The 16,313-nt window shown below is 42.0% G+C and carries 13 protein-coding genes; 5 read left to right on the top strand and 8 right to left on the bottom strand.

From position 1 onward, the window contains the following. Positions 1 to 165 precede the first annotated feature (165 nt). Entirely contained in the window at positions 166 to 414 is a 249-nt protein-coding gene (locus tag MmiEs2_RS03390) for a hypothetical protein (RefSeq protein WP_316560027.1), read from the top strand. A gap of 56 nt (positions 415 to 470) precedes the next feature. Here the strand turns inward: MmiEs2_RS03390 and MmiEs2_RS03385 are convergent, their stop codons facing one another. Further along, complete coding sequence (locus MmiEs2_RS03385) at positions 471 to 1,196, bottom strand: 6-hydroxymethylpterin diphosphokinase MptE-like protein (RefSeq protein ID WP_316560026.1); 726 nt, start codon at positions 1,194 to 1,196, stop codon at positions 471 to 473. A 153-nt stretch (positions 1,197 to 1,349) separates the two neighbouring features. On the opposite strand from MmiEs2_RS03385, the gene MmiEs2_RS03380 reads away from it, so the two are divergent. Together MmiEs2_RS03380 and MmiEs2_RS03375 are read left to right on the top strand one after the other, a co-directional pair. Then, entirely contained in the window at positions 1,350 to 3,092 is a 1,743-nt protein-coding gene (locus MmiEs2_RS03380) for an ABC transporter ATP-binding protein (RefSeq protein WP_316560025.1), read from the top strand. Beyond that, entirely contained in the window at positions 3,089 to 5,032 is a 1,944-nt protein-coding gene (locus MmiEs2_RS03375) for an ABC transporter ATP-binding protein (protein ID WP_316560024.1), read from the top strand. Before MmiEs2_RS03380 ends, MmiEs2_RS03375 begins: the two co-directional genes overlap by 4 nt. A gap of 504 nt (positions 5,033 to 5,536) precedes the next feature. Here the strand turns inward: MmiEs2_RS03375 and MmiEs2_RS03370 are convergent. The 3 genes from MmiEs2_RS03370 to ileS form a co-directional block, all read right to left on the bottom strand. Then, positions 5,537 to 7,801 (bottom strand): monovalent cation:proton antiporter family protein, encoded by a 2,265-nt coding sequence (locus tag MmiEs2_RS03370; RefSeq protein ID WP_316560023.1) that lies wholly within the window; start codon positions 7,799 to 7,801, stop codon positions 5,537 to 5,539. Between the two features lie 241 nt (positions 7,802 to 8,042). Beyond that, complete coding sequence (locus tag MmiEs2_RS03365) at positions 8,043 to 8,327, bottom strand: hypothetical protein (RefSeq protein ID WP_316560022.1); 285 nt, start codon at positions 8,325 to 8,327, stop codon at positions 8,043 to 8,045. Between the two features lie 327 nt (positions 8,328 to 8,654). Beyond that, on the bottom strand, positions 8,655 to 11,837 hold the full coding sequence (gene ileS, locus MmiEs2_RS03360) for an isoleucine--tRNA ligase (protein ID WP_316560021.1): 3,183 nt from the start codon (positions 11,835 to 11,837) through the stop codon (positions 8,655 to 8,657). Between the two features lie 127 nt (positions 11,838 to 11,964). Between ileS and MmiEs2_RS03355 the strand changes: the two genes are divergently transcribed. Then, entirely contained in the window at positions 11,965 to 12,183 is a 219-nt protein-coding gene (locus MmiEs2_RS03355; RefSeq protein ID WP_316560020.1) for a hypothetical protein, read from the top strand. Positions 12,184 to 12,282: 99 nt separating this feature from the next. Here the strand turns inward: MmiEs2_RS03355 and MmiEs2_RS03350 are convergent, their stop codons facing one another. The 3 genes from MmiEs2_RS03350 to MmiEs2_RS03340 form a co-directional block, all read right to left on the bottom strand. Further along, positions 12,283 to 12,795 carry a hypothetical protein gene (locus tag MmiEs2_RS03350; protein WP_316560019.1) on the bottom strand — a complete coding sequence of 171 codons (513 nt, stop codon included), beginning with the start codon at positions 12,793 to 12,795 and terminating at the stop codon, positions 12,283 to 12,285. A 352-nt stretch (positions 12,796 to 13,147) separates the two neighbouring features. Then, the gene (locus MmiEs2_RS03345; RefSeq protein ID WP_316560018.1) at positions 13,148 to 13,507 is read right to left on the bottom strand and encodes a DUF2073 domain-containing protein; all 360 of its coding nucleotides are present in this window, start codon (positions 13,505 to 13,507) and stop codon (positions 13,148 to 13,150) included. 5 nt (positions 13,508 to 13,512) lie between these two features. Further along, on the bottom strand, positions 13,513 to 14,145 hold the full coding sequence (locus tag MmiEs2_RS03340) for an Era-like GTP-binding protein (protein WP_316560017.1): 633 nt from the start codon (positions 14,143 to 14,145) through the stop codon (positions 13,513 to 13,515). Between the two features lie 574 nt (positions 14,146 to 14,719). On the opposite strand from MmiEs2_RS03340, the gene MmiEs2_RS03335 reads away from it, so the two are divergent. Next, complete coding sequence (locus MmiEs2_RS03335) at positions 14,720 to 14,920, top strand: hypothetical protein (protein ID WP_316560016.1); 201 nt, start codon at positions 14,720 to 14,722, stop codon at positions 14,918 to 14,920. Between the two features lie 140 nt (positions 14,921 to 15,060). Here MmiEs2_RS03335 and MmiEs2_RS03330 read toward each other — a convergent pair whose 3' ends face one another. Next, entirely contained in the window at positions 15,061 to 16,077 is a 1,017-nt protein-coding gene (locus MmiEs2_RS03330; protein WP_316560015.1) for a phosphate uptake regulator PhoU, read from the bottom strand. Positions 16,078 to 16,313 lie beyond the last annotated feature (236 nt).

Below are 16,313 nucleotides of genomic sequence, written 5' to 3'. Positions count from 1 at the left end.
TCATAAAATCAAAATAACAATAAATGAAGTGGTATCCATTCTATTTATATTTTTAAGAATGAATGTCGGGTTTTATTTGATTTTTTAAAGAAATTGAATGTTTATTATGAATGAGGCGCGGCGATTTACAGTTTCGATTTACAGTTGCTGCTTTGTTGTTTCTGTTTGCTGCTGCTATCTGCTGTTTCTATTTGCATTGCTGCCTACAGGTTTCCGTTTGCGCGTGCATCTGCTTTTTCTTATCACATCCGCTCGCTTCGCGAGCGTGGCGCATTTACCTTACCGTTTCCGTTTTGCGTTGTTACCTTGCTGTTTCCGTTGCTGCTGCTACCTGCCGTTCGGCGCAGCTACCGCCGCCGCGCGCGAGCCGCACCATTTTTTAAAAAATTTAAAAACTTAACTCCCCTTTTTTAAAAAATTCAAAAAACTCAAACCTTTTTTTAAAAAAGTTCAAAAAACCCGATTTTTTTTCAAATTTCTGAAAAAAATCTGATTTTCGAGTTTTGTTCGCGAATCATTTGAATGAGTTTTTCGGCGCATTGCAGCTTCTTTTTCTTCATCGGCGAAACATCGGGGTCGTTAAAATCAAAACCGATTAACGTGACGGAAGCGGCGCCGAATTCGTCGGCTAAAAAAACACAGCGATCGCCGTCTGTGAATCCGCCGAAATTGTGCAATTTTTTCGGCGGGCGGCATTGGCACGTTGGGACGACGGCATTTTCTTTAATTTTATCGGAAAACGCAGGCAGGTATTTTTCTAATTTGTCCAAATTGTCGCCGTGTGCGTGAATTAAAAGCAAAGCGCCTTTGTCTGTCGCTTCGATTTCTTTAATCGCATCGTTTTGGTGTTTGCCGTCCAAATCTGTAACGATAATATCCGGCACTTTCCGATTTTTCAGCAAAACAGAAGCTGCACCGTCGGCGGCAATATATATTTCATCGCCCGTTGTGTTTTTTTGATTTTGAAATTGGAGGTATTCGTCATTAAGAGACGGCGCGTTGCCGCAAACGACAATATTTTTGCCGGCGATTTTATTTTTCAACTCTTTGATTGAATCGTCTTCCGTTTTTTCTGAAAAATGAAGGGCGGTTAAAACATCCGAAAACCATTCCGCTGTTTTTATATCTGATTTTTCAGAAAAACCAAAACGATTTAAAATAATTTGATAAAAAGGTTCCCAGTTCGTATAATCCATTTTTGTGACCTTTTGAATTTGTTTTGAATTTGATTCGATTTGTTTTGAATTTGTTTTATTTTAATGATTTTGAGTTTTATATACTTATAAATACTTTAATTATTCATTCTAATTTATTCTTTTTATTTTTCTAATAACGGATGGATTATACATATGCAAAAACTGATGAAATATCTGCTTCCTTACCGTTTTGCCGTTCTGGCAGCGGTTTTTCTCATCTTTCTGCAATGTCTGACGCAGCTTCTGCTTCCCGATTTAATGGCAAAAATGGTGGATGTCGGAATTGTCGGCGGCGACATTGATTATATTTACACGATGGGCGCGTACATGCTCATCATTACCGTTTTCAGTATGATTTTTTCAATCGCCGCCGGATTCTTCACGTCAAAAGCGTCCGCCGGCTTTTCAAAACTTCTTCGAAAAGACCTCTTTGATAAAATTGATTATTTTCCGCCGGAAGAATTTGACCGCTTCGGCACGTCCACGCTTGTGACGCGTACGACAAACGATGTCACGCAGCTTCAAAACGTCATCATGATGATGCTTCGCGTCGTCGTCGTCGCGCCGCTGACATTTCTCGGCAGCATTCTGCTGATGATTAATAAAGACATTATGCTGTCGCTTGTCGTTTTATTGGTCATTCCGCTGCTTGCAATTTTTGTTTATTTTGTTTCCCGAAAAATCATTCCGAGTGTTCAGGAAATGCAAAAACAGCTGGACAATGTCAGCCGAATCTTGCGCGAGCGGTTAACCGGCGTTCGCGTAATTCGCGCTTTTAATAAAGAAGAAGCCGCTTCCCGACAATATGAAGCAGCGAACGCTGATTTAACCGCCGTTTCATTAAAAGTCAACAGAATTGTCGCGGTTCTTTTTCCGGGAATGCTTTTCTTAATGAATTTGGCGACCATCGCCGTTTTGTGGTTTGGAAGCTACAGAATCGAAACCGCGAATTTAACAGTCGGCGACATGATGGCGTTTATTCAATACGTGACAATGATTATGATGTCAGTCGTCATGATTTCATTTATTTTCATCATCATTCCGCGCGCGAAAGTTTCCGCCGATCGTATTTTGGAAGTTTTGAACACCGATGAAACAATTCAAGACCCCGACGCGCCGGAAAAATTCGAATTTGAAAAACCGGCGAATATTCCTGCCGTTGAATTTAAAAATGTCTCTTTCAGATATTCCGATTCTGACGAGCTGATCCTGAAAAATATTTCATTTTCAATCAATCGCGGCGAGACGGCGGCGCTTATCGGCGGCACGGGTTCGGGAAAAACTTCTCTCATCAGTTTGGTGCCGCGTTTTTATGACGTTGCCGACGGCATTGTTTTGGTTGACGGCATCAATGTCAAAAACCTCAAACAATCCGACCTGCGCCGAAAAATCGGATTCGTTCCGCAAACAGCCGTTTTATTTTCGGGAACGATTGCCGAAAACATTCGCTACGGCAAGGAAAACGCAACTGAAGAAGAAATTTGGAAAGCGCTTGAAATCGCTCAGGCTTCCGAATTTGTTGAAAACATGGAAGAAGGCATTCATTCTTACATCTCGCAAGGCGGAACAAACGTATCGGGCGGCCAGAAACAGCGGCTGACGATTGCGCGCGCGATTGTCAGACGTCCCGAAATTTACATTTTTGACGATAATTTTTCAGCGCTGGATTACAAAACCGACGCCGATCTCAGACACGCGCTTCAAACGGAAATCAAAGACGCGGCGGTTCTCATCGTCGCGCAGCGCGTCGCAACAATTCGAAATGTTTCTAAAATTATCGTTTTGGATAACGGTGAGATTGCCGGAATCGGAACGGATGCCGAATTAACGGCAAACTGCGAAGTGTATCGAGAAATTGTCGCATCCCAAACCGGCAGCACGGAGGCGGAAGAATGAGCACGCCGCAAACATCACAGTCTCCAAAAGCGCAAAACCGCACGTTTACGGGACGGAAAAGAAAAGGTCCGGACGGCCCCGGCCCGGGATTTCTCGGAACGGTTGAAAAACCGAAAAATTTCAAGACAACGCTGAATCGATTGCTGGGATATTTAAAACCGCATCGAGTCGGAATCACGGTTGTTTTGGTTTTGGCGATTTTAAGCACGGCTTTTACAGTTTTAGCGCCGCTCGTCATCGGCGATATCATTAATGTTTTATTCGAAGGCATCGTCAACGGCGGCACCGAAGGTTTTTCAATTGATTATTCTTCCGTGACAACGCTGCTTCTTTTGCTGCTTGGTTTGTATGTCGGAAGCTCGCTTTTCGCGTACGCTCAGCAATATATTATGGCGAATGTGACGCAAAAAGTTGTTTCCGATTTGCGTTCCGAAGTCGGCTCGAAATTGTCGCGCCTGCGCCTGAAATATTACGATACTCACACGCACGGCGAAATCATGAGCCGGATTTTAAGCGACGTGGATACGATCAGCAATACGCTTCAGCAGGGCATTGTTCAGCTGATTACGGCAACGGTCACGCTTCTTGGGATTATTCTCATTATGCTTTATTTGAATCCGCTGCTGACGTTTATTTGCTTTATGATTCTGCCGATTTCGGCGGTTTTGACAAAAATGATTGTCAGCAAATCTCAGCCGTATTTTAAGCAGCAGCAGGAGATGATGGCGGATTTGAACGGTCATGTCGAAGAAATGTATACCGGTCACAAAATTATCAAAGCGTTCGGACAGGAGCGAAAAGCGTCGGAAAAGTTTGACGGCGTCAATGAGGGTTTGTATGATGTCGGCTGGAAGGCGCAGTTTATTTCGGGAATTGCGATGCCGGTTTTGTTTTCCGTTCAAAACATCGGTTATGTGATTGTTTGTATCGTCGGCTGTCTGTTTGTTTTGGCCGGCTCGATGAATATCGGAAACGTTCAGTCGTTTATTTTGTATTCCAAACAATTCACGCAGCCGATTACGCAAATTTCAACCGTGATTAATACGATTCAGTCAACGCTTGCGGCGGCCGAACACGTCTTTGAAATTTTGGACGAAGATGAGGAACTTCTTGATTCTCCGGATGCTGAAGATGTTGTTAATCCGAAAGGCGCGGTTGTTTTCGATCATGTTTCTTTCGGCTACGAGCCGGGAAAGCCTGTCATTCGTGATTTGAATCTTCAAATTTCGCCCGGCGAATCGGTTGCGATTGTCGGTCCGACCGGTGCCGGCAAAACAACAATTTTGAATTTGCTGATGCGGTTTTATGAAATTGACGGCGGCCGAATTTTGATTGACGGCACTGATATTACCCGATTGAAGCGCCATGATTTAAGAGACTTGTTCGGCATGGTTCTTCAAACGCCGTGGCTGTTTAACGGCACCGTTCGCGAAAATATTGCTTACGGCAACGAAGACGCGTCAAATGACGAAATCATTCAAGCCGCTGAAGCCGCGTATGCCGACATTTTTATTCGAAAGCTGCCGCACGGTTACGATACCGTCATTAACGAGGATGCTTCCAACATTTCGGAAGGCCAGAAGCAAATGCTGACCATTGCGCGAGCATTTCTCTCAGACCCCGTCATTTTGCTCTTAGATGAGGCGACAAGCAACGTTGACACGCTGACCGAGGTTCACATCAAGAACGCGATGGCGACGCTCATGAAGGGCAGAACAAGCTTTGTGATTGCGCACCGCCTCTCCACCGTTAAAAACGCGGATTTGATCCTGGTGATTAACAAAGGCGAAATTATCGAACAAGGCAGCCACGACGAATTAATGGCAGCCGACGGGTTTTACGCGATGCTTTACAACAGCCAGTTCAGCAGCGATAATTTAGACGAAACCTTTGAACAAGTTGAAAAGAAAATGTCGGAAAAATCTTCTTCCGACGTTTAATTTTCTATTTTATTTTTTGAAAACGAATTTTCGGTTTTGTTTAATTTTTTGAAAAAAAGGGCTTCATTTTTATTTCATATATCTTAAAAGCGGAGCGGCTCGCGCGCGGCGGCGCTGCCGGCGGCAGCTGTGCCGGGCGGCAGGTGACAGCAGCAACGGAAACAGCAAGGTAGCCGTGCGAAACGGAAACAGTAAGGTAGCAGAAGTAAATGTAATTTCTTAAAAATCTGTCTTTAATGACAAATTGTCATGAAAATGATATATCTATTGAAAATTACCTTAATAGTTTTAATTCAACATTTTTTAATCATTTTGAATTAATCATTCAATTTGAAAATTTTAAAAGAAAAACCAAACATTCGTTTTTCAAAAATTAATAAAAAAAGTGCCGGGTTTTCAATCTTTATTTTTGATTGAAAACCGGCGCCGGTTTCATTAAATTGAATGAAATTCAATGTTTGTTTTTTTGAAAAAATTTAAAAATTCGGAATAAATTCTATCATTTTATTCCGAAACAACACAGCAAAGATTTTTGACTTTTTCTTTTTCACCGACAACGGAAACGATATCGCCTTCGTGGAAGACAAATCTGCCGTCAGGGTTCATAATCGTTTCTTCATCGCGTTCAACGCCGACAACCAAACATTCCGATTTGTCGCGAATCGCGCAGTCGCAAAGCGGTTTTCCGAGAAGCGGCGAATCTTCTTCAACCACGAATTGCTGAAGAATGACTTCTTCCTCTTCTTTCTTTTCAGGCGCAATCGAATTGTCTTCAATTTCCTGACGGAACGCGCTCATCTGCTCATCCGTTCCGAGAACGATAATTTTGTCCCACGCGTAAACGCGCATGCTTCCGCCCGGAATGTTGTAGCGTTGATCGCCTCTGATGATTGAAACCACATTGACGCCGTATTTCCTGCGGAAATCGAGTTCCGCAAGTGTTTTTCCGATTGCCGGCGATTCCGGGTCAACTTCAAACGTGTCCATGTGAACATTTTCCAAATCCGAAACATCAGCTTCCTTTTTCAATTTGCTTTCACTGCGCTCGTTTAAATTTTTCAGGAAACGCTCTTCAAACATCGTGTATTGTTTTTGAAGCGTTTTTGACCAAAGCGCAAAAGCAATCGCGAAAATTACGAAAATAGCAACCATGCCGGCTTTTGATGTAAATTCCATGAAAATGACATAGCCGACAATCAACGCCGCGATAAGGAATCGAACCAGCATGAGCGAAAACAAATATCCTTTCTTGAAATTCGGGTCGTTCCAAAGCGTTTGGAAATTTTTCGTCTTCAACTTGCTCATCAAAAGCGCGCTTAAAAACGGTGCCATTACCACAAGCGTCGCAACGACTGAAATTAACGAACCCTGCCAGCCGCCAATTTTTTCATTGAAAAACGGCGAAATGTATGTCACGGATAAAATCGCAATCGCGACCAAAATAACGCTGTAAATGACGATGACGAAAATATTGGATTTTAAAACTTTTTTCCAAGTATTGTCTTTGTTCAAAGTTTTGCTTCCCGATCCGTAATTGTTCAAAAAGTTGCGCGCGCGCGCCGGCAATATTTTGTTAAATGCGTCGTAAGCGCGATCGGAATACTTAATCATATACGGCGATGTGAATGTCGTAATCACGGAAACCGCAATGACAACCGGGTACAAGAAATCGCTTGTAACTTTTAAACTCACACCAAGCGCGGCAATAATGAACGCGAATTCTCCGATTTGCGCGAGTGAAAATCCGGATTGCATGGAAACTTTTAAATTTTGTCCGGAAATCAAAACGCCGAAGCTTGAGAAGAATGCTTTTCCGAGAATTGTTGCGACCGTGATGATGATGATCGGGCCGGCGTAGTCAACCAAAACCTGCGGGTTGAGCATCATGCCGACGGACACGAAGAAGACGGCACCGAATAAGTCTTTAATCGGTTTTGTGACGTGTTCGATTTTTTCGCCGTCAATGGTTTCCGCGAGAATGGATCCCATGATAAACGCGCCGAGCGCGGATGAGAAATGCGCTTCGACGGAAAGGACGACCATTCCGAGACACAGTCCGATGCCGACAATCAAAAGCGTTTCATCATTCATGTATTTGCGGATATATTTGAAAATCGTCGGTAAAATGTAAATGCCGGCAATAAACACCAAAACCAGGAAGAAAACCATTTTTCCGACGCTTTCGATGAGTTCCATTCCGAGAGACGATTGCGCGAGAACGATTGCCGGGAGCAAAACCATCATTAAAATGGCGATTAAGTCTTCGACAACCAAAACGCCGAAAACGACGTTTGTGAATTTTTGTCCTCTGAGTTTCAAATCTTCAAAGGCTTTGATGATGATTGTTGTTGAAGAAAGCGCGAGCATGGAACCTAAAAATAAACTGTCCATATAATTCCAGCCCATTAAATAGCCGATTGCAAAACCGACGACCAGCATGGAAACGACTTCGGTAATCGCGGTAATTGAAGCCGTTCCGCCGACTTTCATCAACTTTTTGAAACTGAATTCCAAACCGAGACCGAAAAGAAGGAAAATAACGCCGATGTCGGCCCAAACGGAAATGTTTTCCGAATCGGATATGGACGGTATATACTGCCCGATGGTTTCGGGAAGATATCCGGCCAAATATCCGCTGATGAGCAGCCCGGCGACGATATAACCCAAAACAAGCGGTTGTTTGAAACGCTTGAAAATAAGCGTCATAACGCCGGCGGCAATTAAAATCAATGCTAAATCCATAATCAGCGGCGACAGTTCCATTGACATGACGTAATTCCTCAACGATTGTAAGTGTAAATGCGATTGTAAGTGTAAAATTAAAATTTCCAATAAGCCAAAAATAAAAAGAAAATAAAGATAGTGAATAATTAAATGTAAAACAAATTTTAAAACATTTTTGCTTGACAGGTTTACAATCGAAAATATTTTGTAAAAAATGTAGGTCAGACTTGTTTAATCTTTTTGAAAAATGCAGTTCGTTTCATTTGTTTTTTTTGAAAAATGAAAGTCAGAGTCGTTTGATTTTTTTAAAAAATGCAATTCGGGTTTGTTTTATTTTTTTGAAAAAATGGTGTGGCTCGCGCGCGGCGGCGCTGCCGACCGCAGTGTTGGCGGCAGGCGCGGTGCAAAACGGAAACAGTAAGGTAGCTAGGCAGAACGGAACCGGAAAGGTAGCTGTGCCACGTTCGCGAAGCGAACGGCTGTCATAAAAAAGAGAAAATGCACGCGCAAACGCAAACCACACGGTAATAACAGCAAACGCAAACAGTAAAGTAGCAGAAAATTCAAACAAAAACAATCGTTTCGTTTTTCATTTAATTTATGGTGGCGAATCTCCAACATCTCCTTTCACTCGCTTCGCTCGCGAAACTCGTCGTTGGAGGTGGTTATTTCGTTTTTCCATTCATTTTTTCAAAAACAAACATCGTTTTTTCTTAAATTTGAAAAAAATTGAACTCCGTTTTTCTTTAAAATTTTTGTAATTTTTTGAATTTTATCGGGAGTTCGGGTTTGATAAAATTATGAAAAACGATGTTTTGGTTTAATAACAAAATAAAAAAAGAGAGAAAAATAAAAAGAAATAGAAAAAATGAAAAGAAAAAAGAAATGAAAAGAAAGCTTAAGCTTTCTTCTCCTTGATACCGATTGTCATTTGTACGCCTTCGATATCCCAATCTTTCACTAAATCGCCGGCGACAGCGCCGGAGTTCAATGTTAATTCGCCGGCGCGAACTTCGTTTGCGATTGTTTCGGTCATGTCTTTGATTAAATCGGAAACGTGTTCGTCTTTAATTTCAATGGCGGCGGTGATTTGAGCGTCAACGGCTAAATCCAATTCTTTTCTCATGTCCTGAATTCTGCGAGTGACTTCTCTCGTGTATCCTTCGGATTCCAATTCTCTGGTCAGTTTCGCGTCAACGTAAACCATGCCGCAGTCGGATTCGCTGCCCGCGATTCCTTCCGGAATCAATTCCTCAAAGATGACCATTTCAGCCGTCACGGTGACGGTTGAGCCGTCAGCCAAGGAAAGTTCCATTTCTGCCACGTGATCGAAAACTTCTTTTAAAGATTTGGCGCCGGCTTCGATGAGCGCGTCAGCAACCTTTTTCGCGTCCTGTTTAAACGACGGACCGAGAACGCTTTGGTTCGGCGTCATCTGAACGTCCAAATCTTTCCAAGCTTCGCCGACAGCTAAAACCTGAACGTCTTTGGCATTGGTCTGCTCAAGTAAAACGTCTCTCAAATGCGTCAACGCAGCAGCCACGTTCTCATCGGTCGGAACGACAACGATTCTGGAAATCGGCCATCTCAGCTTGCGGCCGGCTTTTTGGCGCGCGTTGGAAGATGCTTCGACAACGTTTCTGACGATTTTCATGTGTTCTTCGAGTTCGGCGTTTACGAAAATTTCTTTCGCGGCCGGCCAATCGTTCATATGAACGGAAATCGGCGCGGTTTCATCGACATTTCTCACCAAATTCTGATACATGGTTTCCGACAAATATGGCATGAACGGCGCCGTTAATTTCGCAAGCGTCACATACGTTTCATAAAGCGTCGCGTACACCGCAAGCTTGTCCGGATCAGTCGCGTCTGTCCATGTTCTCGGACGAATCAGCTGAATATACCAGCGCGACAAGTCTTCCAAAATGAAATTAAACAAACTGCGAAGCGCCTTGTGAAGCATTTTTTCATCCATCGCCTCCGTCACTTCCGTAACAGTGGACTGCAAACGAGACAAAATCCATTTGTCTTCTTCGCGCATACTTCCCGTTAAGGATTCCGCCGGATGTTTCAGCGGATCAAAGTTGTCTAAAACCATGTAGGGCAGCGGGAATTTGTAAACATTCCAAAGAATGTTGACAGTTCTGTTGACGGTTGCGACATCGTCCCAAACGAATTTCAAATCATCCCACGGCGCGCTGGAAGAAAGCGAATAAGCGCGAAGAACGTCCGCGCCGTATTTTTCAATCACTTCATCGGGCGCGACAACATTTCCGAGACTCTTTGACATCTTTTTGCCGTCTTTATCCATCGTAAAGCCGTGCATCAAAACACTTTTGTACGGCGTTTTTCCGAATGCCGCCATGGATGCGCCGAGCTGAGAGTAGAACCAGCCGCGCGTTTGGTCGTGTCCTTCCGTGATAAAGTCCGCCGGCCACATCTTTTCAAAGCGTTCGGTTTCACCCGGGAAGCCGAGCGTTGCAAAAGACGCAACGGCTGAGTCAAACCAAACGTCAAACACATCTTTTGTTCGAACCATTTTGCCGCCGCACTCGCAATCCAAAACGACTTCATCGACATACGGGCGGTGAAGCTCAATATCGCCGGTCAGCTGCGCTTTCGTAATCAATTCCTTTTTCGTGCCGAAGACGGCGCGCTTTTTACAGTCGGGACAGGTCCAAATCGGAACCGGAATGCCCCAGTAGCGCTGGCGGGAAATGCACCAGTCGCGTGCATCGGCCACCCAGTCTCTGAAACGGGCGGATCCGGCCCACTCCGGCGTCCATTCGATGTCGTTGTCAATCGCGTTGAGCATTTCATCTTTGATTTTTCCGACATCCAAGAACCACTGTTCGGTCGCTAAATAGATGATTGCGGTTTTGCAGCGCCAGCAGTGTCCGTATCTGTGCGTGATTTTGCCCTGAGAAAGAAGCAAATCTTTGTTCTTCAAATCTTCAATAATCACGCTGTTGGCATCGCGAATGTTCATGCCGGCGTATTTTCCGGCTTCTTTGGTGTAAGATCCGTTTGAGCCGACCGGGCAGAAAATTGGAAGACCGTATTTGGTACCGACGCCGAAGTCGTCCAAACCGTGTCCGGGCGCGATGTGAACAATTCCGGTATTGTCCAATGAAACATAATCGGCCGGATAAACGGCGTGCGCCATTTCAGCCTGCGCCGGAACTTCGTCAGCCAGCGGCGCCGTGTATTCGAGGCCTTGAAGGTCGGCGCCTTTTTTCGTTTCAAGAATTTCGTGAGACGTATATTTGCCTCTTTTCATGATGAGCGGAACGGATTCTTTGCCGATGAGAAGTTTCTCGACTTTTCCGTCTTCGCGCGTTGCTTTCACGACAACGTATTCCGCGTCGGGATGAACGGCGGCGGCAACGTTTGACGGAATTGTCCACGGCGTTGTCGTCCAAATCACGACATAAAAATTCTCTTCGCCTTTGACGGGGAATTTGACGTAAATCGAATCGTCGTCGCGGTCCATGTATTCCACTTCAGAATCGGCGATTGCAGTCTCGCAGCGCGGGCACCAGTTGACAACACGCTTTCCTTCTTCCAAAAGGCTTTTCTCATGCGCTTTCTGAATGACCCACCAGGCAGCTTCGATGTATTCGTCTTTAAGCGTCATGTATGGATTGTCCCAGTCCATCCAAATGCCGAGCGCCTTAAACTGATTGGTCATGTCGCCTTTCTTTTCAATAGCAAAAGACTTACATTCTTGAATGAAATTGCCGACACCAAACGTTTCGATGTCTTTTTTGGACCGGAAGCCGAGTTTTTCTTCGACTTTCACTTCAATCGGCAGGCCGTGCATGTCCCAGCCGGGCGTGTCCGTGACAGCGTCGCCGTTCATGGATCTGTATCTTAAAATAGAATCTTTAATGACTTTGTTCCAGGCCGTTCCCATGTGAATATGTCCGGTTGTGTACGGCGGACCGTCCACGAAAAAGAATTTTTTCCCGTTCTTGCGCCCTTCGCGTGTTTTACGATACGCGTCGGTTTCATTCCAAAATTGGTTGACTTGTTCCTCAACCTTTTGGGTTTCGTATTTCTCCGGTATTTCCTGAAGCATAAGTAATCCTCAATTAATGATAAATTAACTAAATTAATGATAAATTTGAATCATAAAATAATTTGAAATTCGACTGCGGAAAATCAAAAATGAATTTACATTAATTTATATACTGACATATAAAGGTGTGGAACAAATACCGCCTTTTCTTAAAAATATTTCGAGAAAAAAAGTTTGCCGTATCAATCTTTGTTTGAAGTTTGAAAAGAAAATCTCAAAAAATACAAAGCAAAACAAAAAGCAAAACAAAAAGCAAAACAAAAAGCAAAACAAAAAGCAAAACAAAAAGCAAAACAAAAAGCAAACAAAAAGCAAACAAAAAGTAAAAACAAACACAAAAAAGTGAAACGCAAAAAACAAAAACCTAAAAACAAAAAAATGAAACACGAACGCAAACGTGAAAACAAAAGAAAAAGGCGAAAAGTAAATTTTTAAAAATTTATGTTTAACTTTCTTTGTTTTTGATTTCTTTAATCTCCCAGCCGTCTATGTTTTTCAATTCATTGAACAGTTGAATGATGTTGTGATCTTTTCCGCTCCAATAGAAATCTTTTTTCAGTATTTTTCCGTTTTGAAGCTCGTCAAAGAATGAGACGGTCAAACTGTAAACGGCTTTTTCCGATGAAAATGGAACATTAAAAGTAACACGGTATCGGCCGTCGTGACGGCCATAGGAAACGAGTGTATAGCCCATACGCTGATAATTTTGAATGTCATCAAAATCGCATGAAATTTCGGTTTCGTGGGTTGCCGAATTATCAATTGTGGAAATCGTTTTTAAAATCAGCCCGATTGAGTAATCCGAAACGCCTTGACGGCATTGAAGCGTGATCTTTCCGTATGTGCAGATTAAATCAATATCCGGATTGCCCATCTCAAAAGAAACAAGTGTTTGCGGATCAATTCCCGACAACTTGATTTTGACTCTTTCTGCTGACTGCAATTCCCGACCCAACACGATAAACACCGCAATAAAAATGATCAAAATTCGATAAATTTGTAACAATTCAATAAGACTTTATTTCAATTTAAAATAATTTGTTTATCAAAATTATCTCGCTTATTTAGCTTACAGGCTATATATTATTTTCCGAAACAAATAAACAAAGTCGGGAAAGTAAAACAAAAAACAAAACGAAAGACATGAAAACAAAATGAAAATAACAAAATGAAAATAATAAAATGAAAATAACAAAATGAAAAATAAAACAACTGAAAAACAAAATAATGAAAAGCAAACAAACAAAATAAATTAAACGAAAAACAAAATTAAATGAAAAGCTCAAAAAAATAAAAAGAAAAGTGCTGTGTCATTTGGTTGACACGAGCGTGCTGATAAGCGAGTTGTCTTTTCTAAGTGTTTTTAATTGGTTTGCCGGGCCGATAACGGTTAATTTCTGTTGGCCGGCATCTTTTTTGAAGAGTTTGCCGAGGAATGAAGGTCCTGCGTCATCGCGCGGGTAACTTTCGATTTCAAGACCGTAGAAATCTTCTTCGATTTCCGTCATTGTCATTTCAATCAGTTTTGCTTCTTCCATCGGGTCAAGGCCTTTTTCCAAGACCATAATTTTTCCTTTGCGGACTTCGTCAATAATGTAGCGCACTTTTTCAGTGGAGCCCATTCTGGAAAGTTTCGCGTCGGAAACCAAATCAAGTTGAATATCACTCATTTAAATCACCCGAATTGTTTTGCAATTGCTTCGTAGAAAGATTCCATATTTGTTCCTTCCATTGCGGAAATGCCGATGAACGGGTGCTGCGGGAATGCTTCTTTGATTGCTTCCGGATCTGCTTCGGGAAGGTCGATCTTGTTGGCGACAATCAAAAGCGGTAATTTGCGCGCTTCCATGTTGCCAATCACTGTCACGTTCACTTGCGTGTACGGGTTTTCGGTCGCGTCCATCACTAAGATGACGCCGTCCAAATCATCAAGCCATTTGACGGATTCGATAACGCCTTCCGTTGCTTCTTTGGAACGCTGTTTGGATTCTTTTTCGCCCATGCCTTCTTTCATAAAGTCGTGGAAGTCGATTTTTGTCGCCAAACCGGGTGTGTCAACGATGTCCAAACAGATTTTGCTGCCTCTGGATTCGATTTCCAATTTGTGGTGGCGCTGCGCTTTTCTGGTTTCGTGCGCAATGTGGGAAACGGAACCGACAGGTTCGGATTCTTCATCTTTCCAGTCTTTGATGATACGGTTTGCGAGTGTTGTTTTGCCGGCATTCGGCGGTCCGTAAATGCCGATGCATGCATTTTTCTTTTTAAACAATTTGCCGAAAAAATTTTTGAATTGAGAAATTACGCCCATATTTTTCCTCCAAAGGAAAATCAGAATATAAATTGAATCGTCTCTGTCAATTGAAATTTAAAATAAATCAAAATAGTTCAAAATTTAATTTTTAATCATTTTGACAAATATTAAAATTCAATTGAGATACAATTCTAATAAATTTTCAATAAAACATTATCGGCATTGTCTTATTTGATTTTGCCGATGAAATGTAATTAAGCAAAAATGTCACAGCTAGTATTTATAATTCATGTCAAAAACGAAACATCGGTTTTTCAAAAATAATGAAACCCGAACTCCCGATAAAATTCAAAAAATAAAAAAAATTAAGAAAAAACGGAGTTCAATTTTTTTCAAATTTAAAAAGTCGATGTTTGTTTTTGAAGAAAATAATTGAAAAGACAAAACAACCGCCTCCAACGACGAGTTTCTCGAGCGAAGCGAGTGAAAGGAGGCGTTGGAGATTCGCCACCAAGAACTGAATGAAAAAAACGACAACTGATTTTGTTTATTATTATTTATTCGCCTCATGGTTTGTTTGTTTGTTTGTGCCGTTGCCGTTTACATTTGTGCCTGTATCAGCTTCTTTCAAGTGCAGCCGTTCGCTTCGCGAACGTGGTACAGCTACCTTCCTGTTTGCGTTTGCTGCTGCTACCTTCCTGTTTCCGTTTTGCCCGGCTACCTTGCCGTTTACGTCTGCGTCTCTGCGCAGCAACCGCCGCGCAGCACCGCTGCCGCGCGCGAGCCGCTCCGCTTTTTAAAAATTAAAACGAAAAGCAATATTCGTTTTTAAAAAATTAAAACGAAAAGCAACATTCATTTTTTAAAAATTTAAATAAAAAACAACCTTTGTTTTTTAAAAAACAAAAAATAAAACAGCATCTGCTTTTCTAAAATTAAAATAAAAAAAGGAAAAAGAAATGAAGCGGCGAATTACCACTTCGTATCCGGCGAATCAATCGCGGCGTCAATCGCCACTTCACCGACATTTGCCGCGTAATCGACAATTCTGCCGATACTGTCAATGACGGTACGAATGCCGATCATCGTGCCGAATGACAAATCCGTCGTTTTGTCGAAATAACTGCGGTTAAAATGCGTAATGAACGTATCCATATCGGCTTTGCTTTCAATGACTTGATTCGCCAATCTCGGATTTAAAGTCACCAAAGATTCAACGGCTTTTTTGAACGTGTCGGCGGCGAATTCAGCCATTTTTCTGATTTCCGCAACTCTTTTATCATCTAATTCCGGATGGAAAAGAATAACGATTTGCGCGATTCTGTGAGAGTGGTCGGCAATTCTTTCAATCGGCGCCGCCGCCATTCTGTAATTGTGATATTCTTCAATGGACGCCTCGGCGGTGTCAACAAATCCGGTGCCGCATAAAATGGATTTGAATTGTTTTGAAATAACCATGTACAAGCGGTCAACTTCGTTATCTCTTTCCATAACGTCAGTTGCCAAGTCTAAATCGCAATTGGTAACGGCTAAAATACTGTCGTTAAACATGGACGTTGTAATTAAAGCCATTCTCTGAACCGCTTTTTTGATTGACAGTTCATTCGGGCTTAAAATATCCTGAATGATAACGAAATTCGAACTTTCTTCGATAATTTCCGGACCGATTAATTTATGACAAACCGCACGAAGCGTCTTCTTTTGATCAGCCGTAATTTTTGGAGACGTAAATTCAATAATATCGTAACCGGCTAAATAAGTTGCAATAAACGCTCTTTCCAAACCGTTTTCGTTGACATTTGTAATGTCAATGGTTTTTTTGCGGAGCGGTTTTGAATCGATAACGGGACTGATTAATAATTTGCCGTTCGGCTGCGGTTGAACACCGACACGCGCACCGGGCGTGATTCCGACTTTTTCAGCCCACTGCTTCGGCAGTGAAATAATGTAGGTTGAACCACCCGTTTGTTGTACTTTTCGAGTTTCCATTTTTATAAACACCTGTTTTTATTCTAACAATAAATATGGTTTAAAAATCATAATTATTTATAATATACAAGTTTCTCATTTATATCTATATTTCATAGGTTTATTAATTTCATACGGTCAATTATTGTCTTTATAAATAATTTATAAATAATTAAAATCATCGCTATAGAATCTTGATTTTTTTAAACCAATATCAGTTTAATACCAAATGTAAAATTTTTTAAATAAACGGATTA

The sequence above is a fragment of the Methanimicrococcus stummii genome (assembly GCF_032594435.1).
Taxonomy (GTDB): Archaea; Halobacteriota; Methanosarcinia; order Methanosarcinales; family Methanosarcinaceae; genus Methanimicrococcus; species Methanimicrococcus stummii.
Note: the sequence above shows the minus strand (reverse complement) of the source record. Positions and strands in the feature narration are given on the sequence as shown.

Coding starts and splice junctions, on each gene's coding strand:
- MmiEs2_RS03385 (WP_316560026.1), bottom strand. CDS start 1,196: ATGGATTATACGAACTGGGAACCTTTTTATCAAATTATTTTAAATCGT.
- MmiEs2_RS03330 (WP_316560015.1), bottom strand. CDS start 16,077: ATGGAAACTCGAAAAGTACAACAAACGGGTGGTTCAACCTACATTATT.
- MmiEs2_RS03340 (WP_316560017.1), bottom strand. CDS start 14,145: ATGGGCGTAATTTCTCAATTCAAAAATTTTTTCGGCAAATTGTTTAAA.
- MmiEs2_RS03345 (WP_316560018.1), bottom strand. CDS start 13,507: ATGAGTGATATTCAACTTGATTTGGTTTCCGACGCGAAACTTTCCAGA.
- MmiEs2_RS03380 (WP_316560025.1), top strand. CDS start 1,350: ATGCAAAAACTGATGAAATATCTGCTTCCTTACCGTTTTGCCGTTCTG.
- MmiEs2_RS03375 (WP_316560024.1), top strand. CDS start 3,089: ATGAGCACGCCGCAAACATCACAGTCTCCAAAAGCGCAAAACCGCACG.
- ileS (WP_316560021.1), bottom strand. CDS start 11,837: ATGCTTCAGGAAATACCGGAGAAATACGAAACCCAAAAGGTTGAGGAA.
- MmiEs2_RS03370 (WP_316560023.1), bottom strand. CDS start 7,801: ATGTCAATGGAACTGTCGCCGCTGATTATGGATTTAGCATTGATTTTA.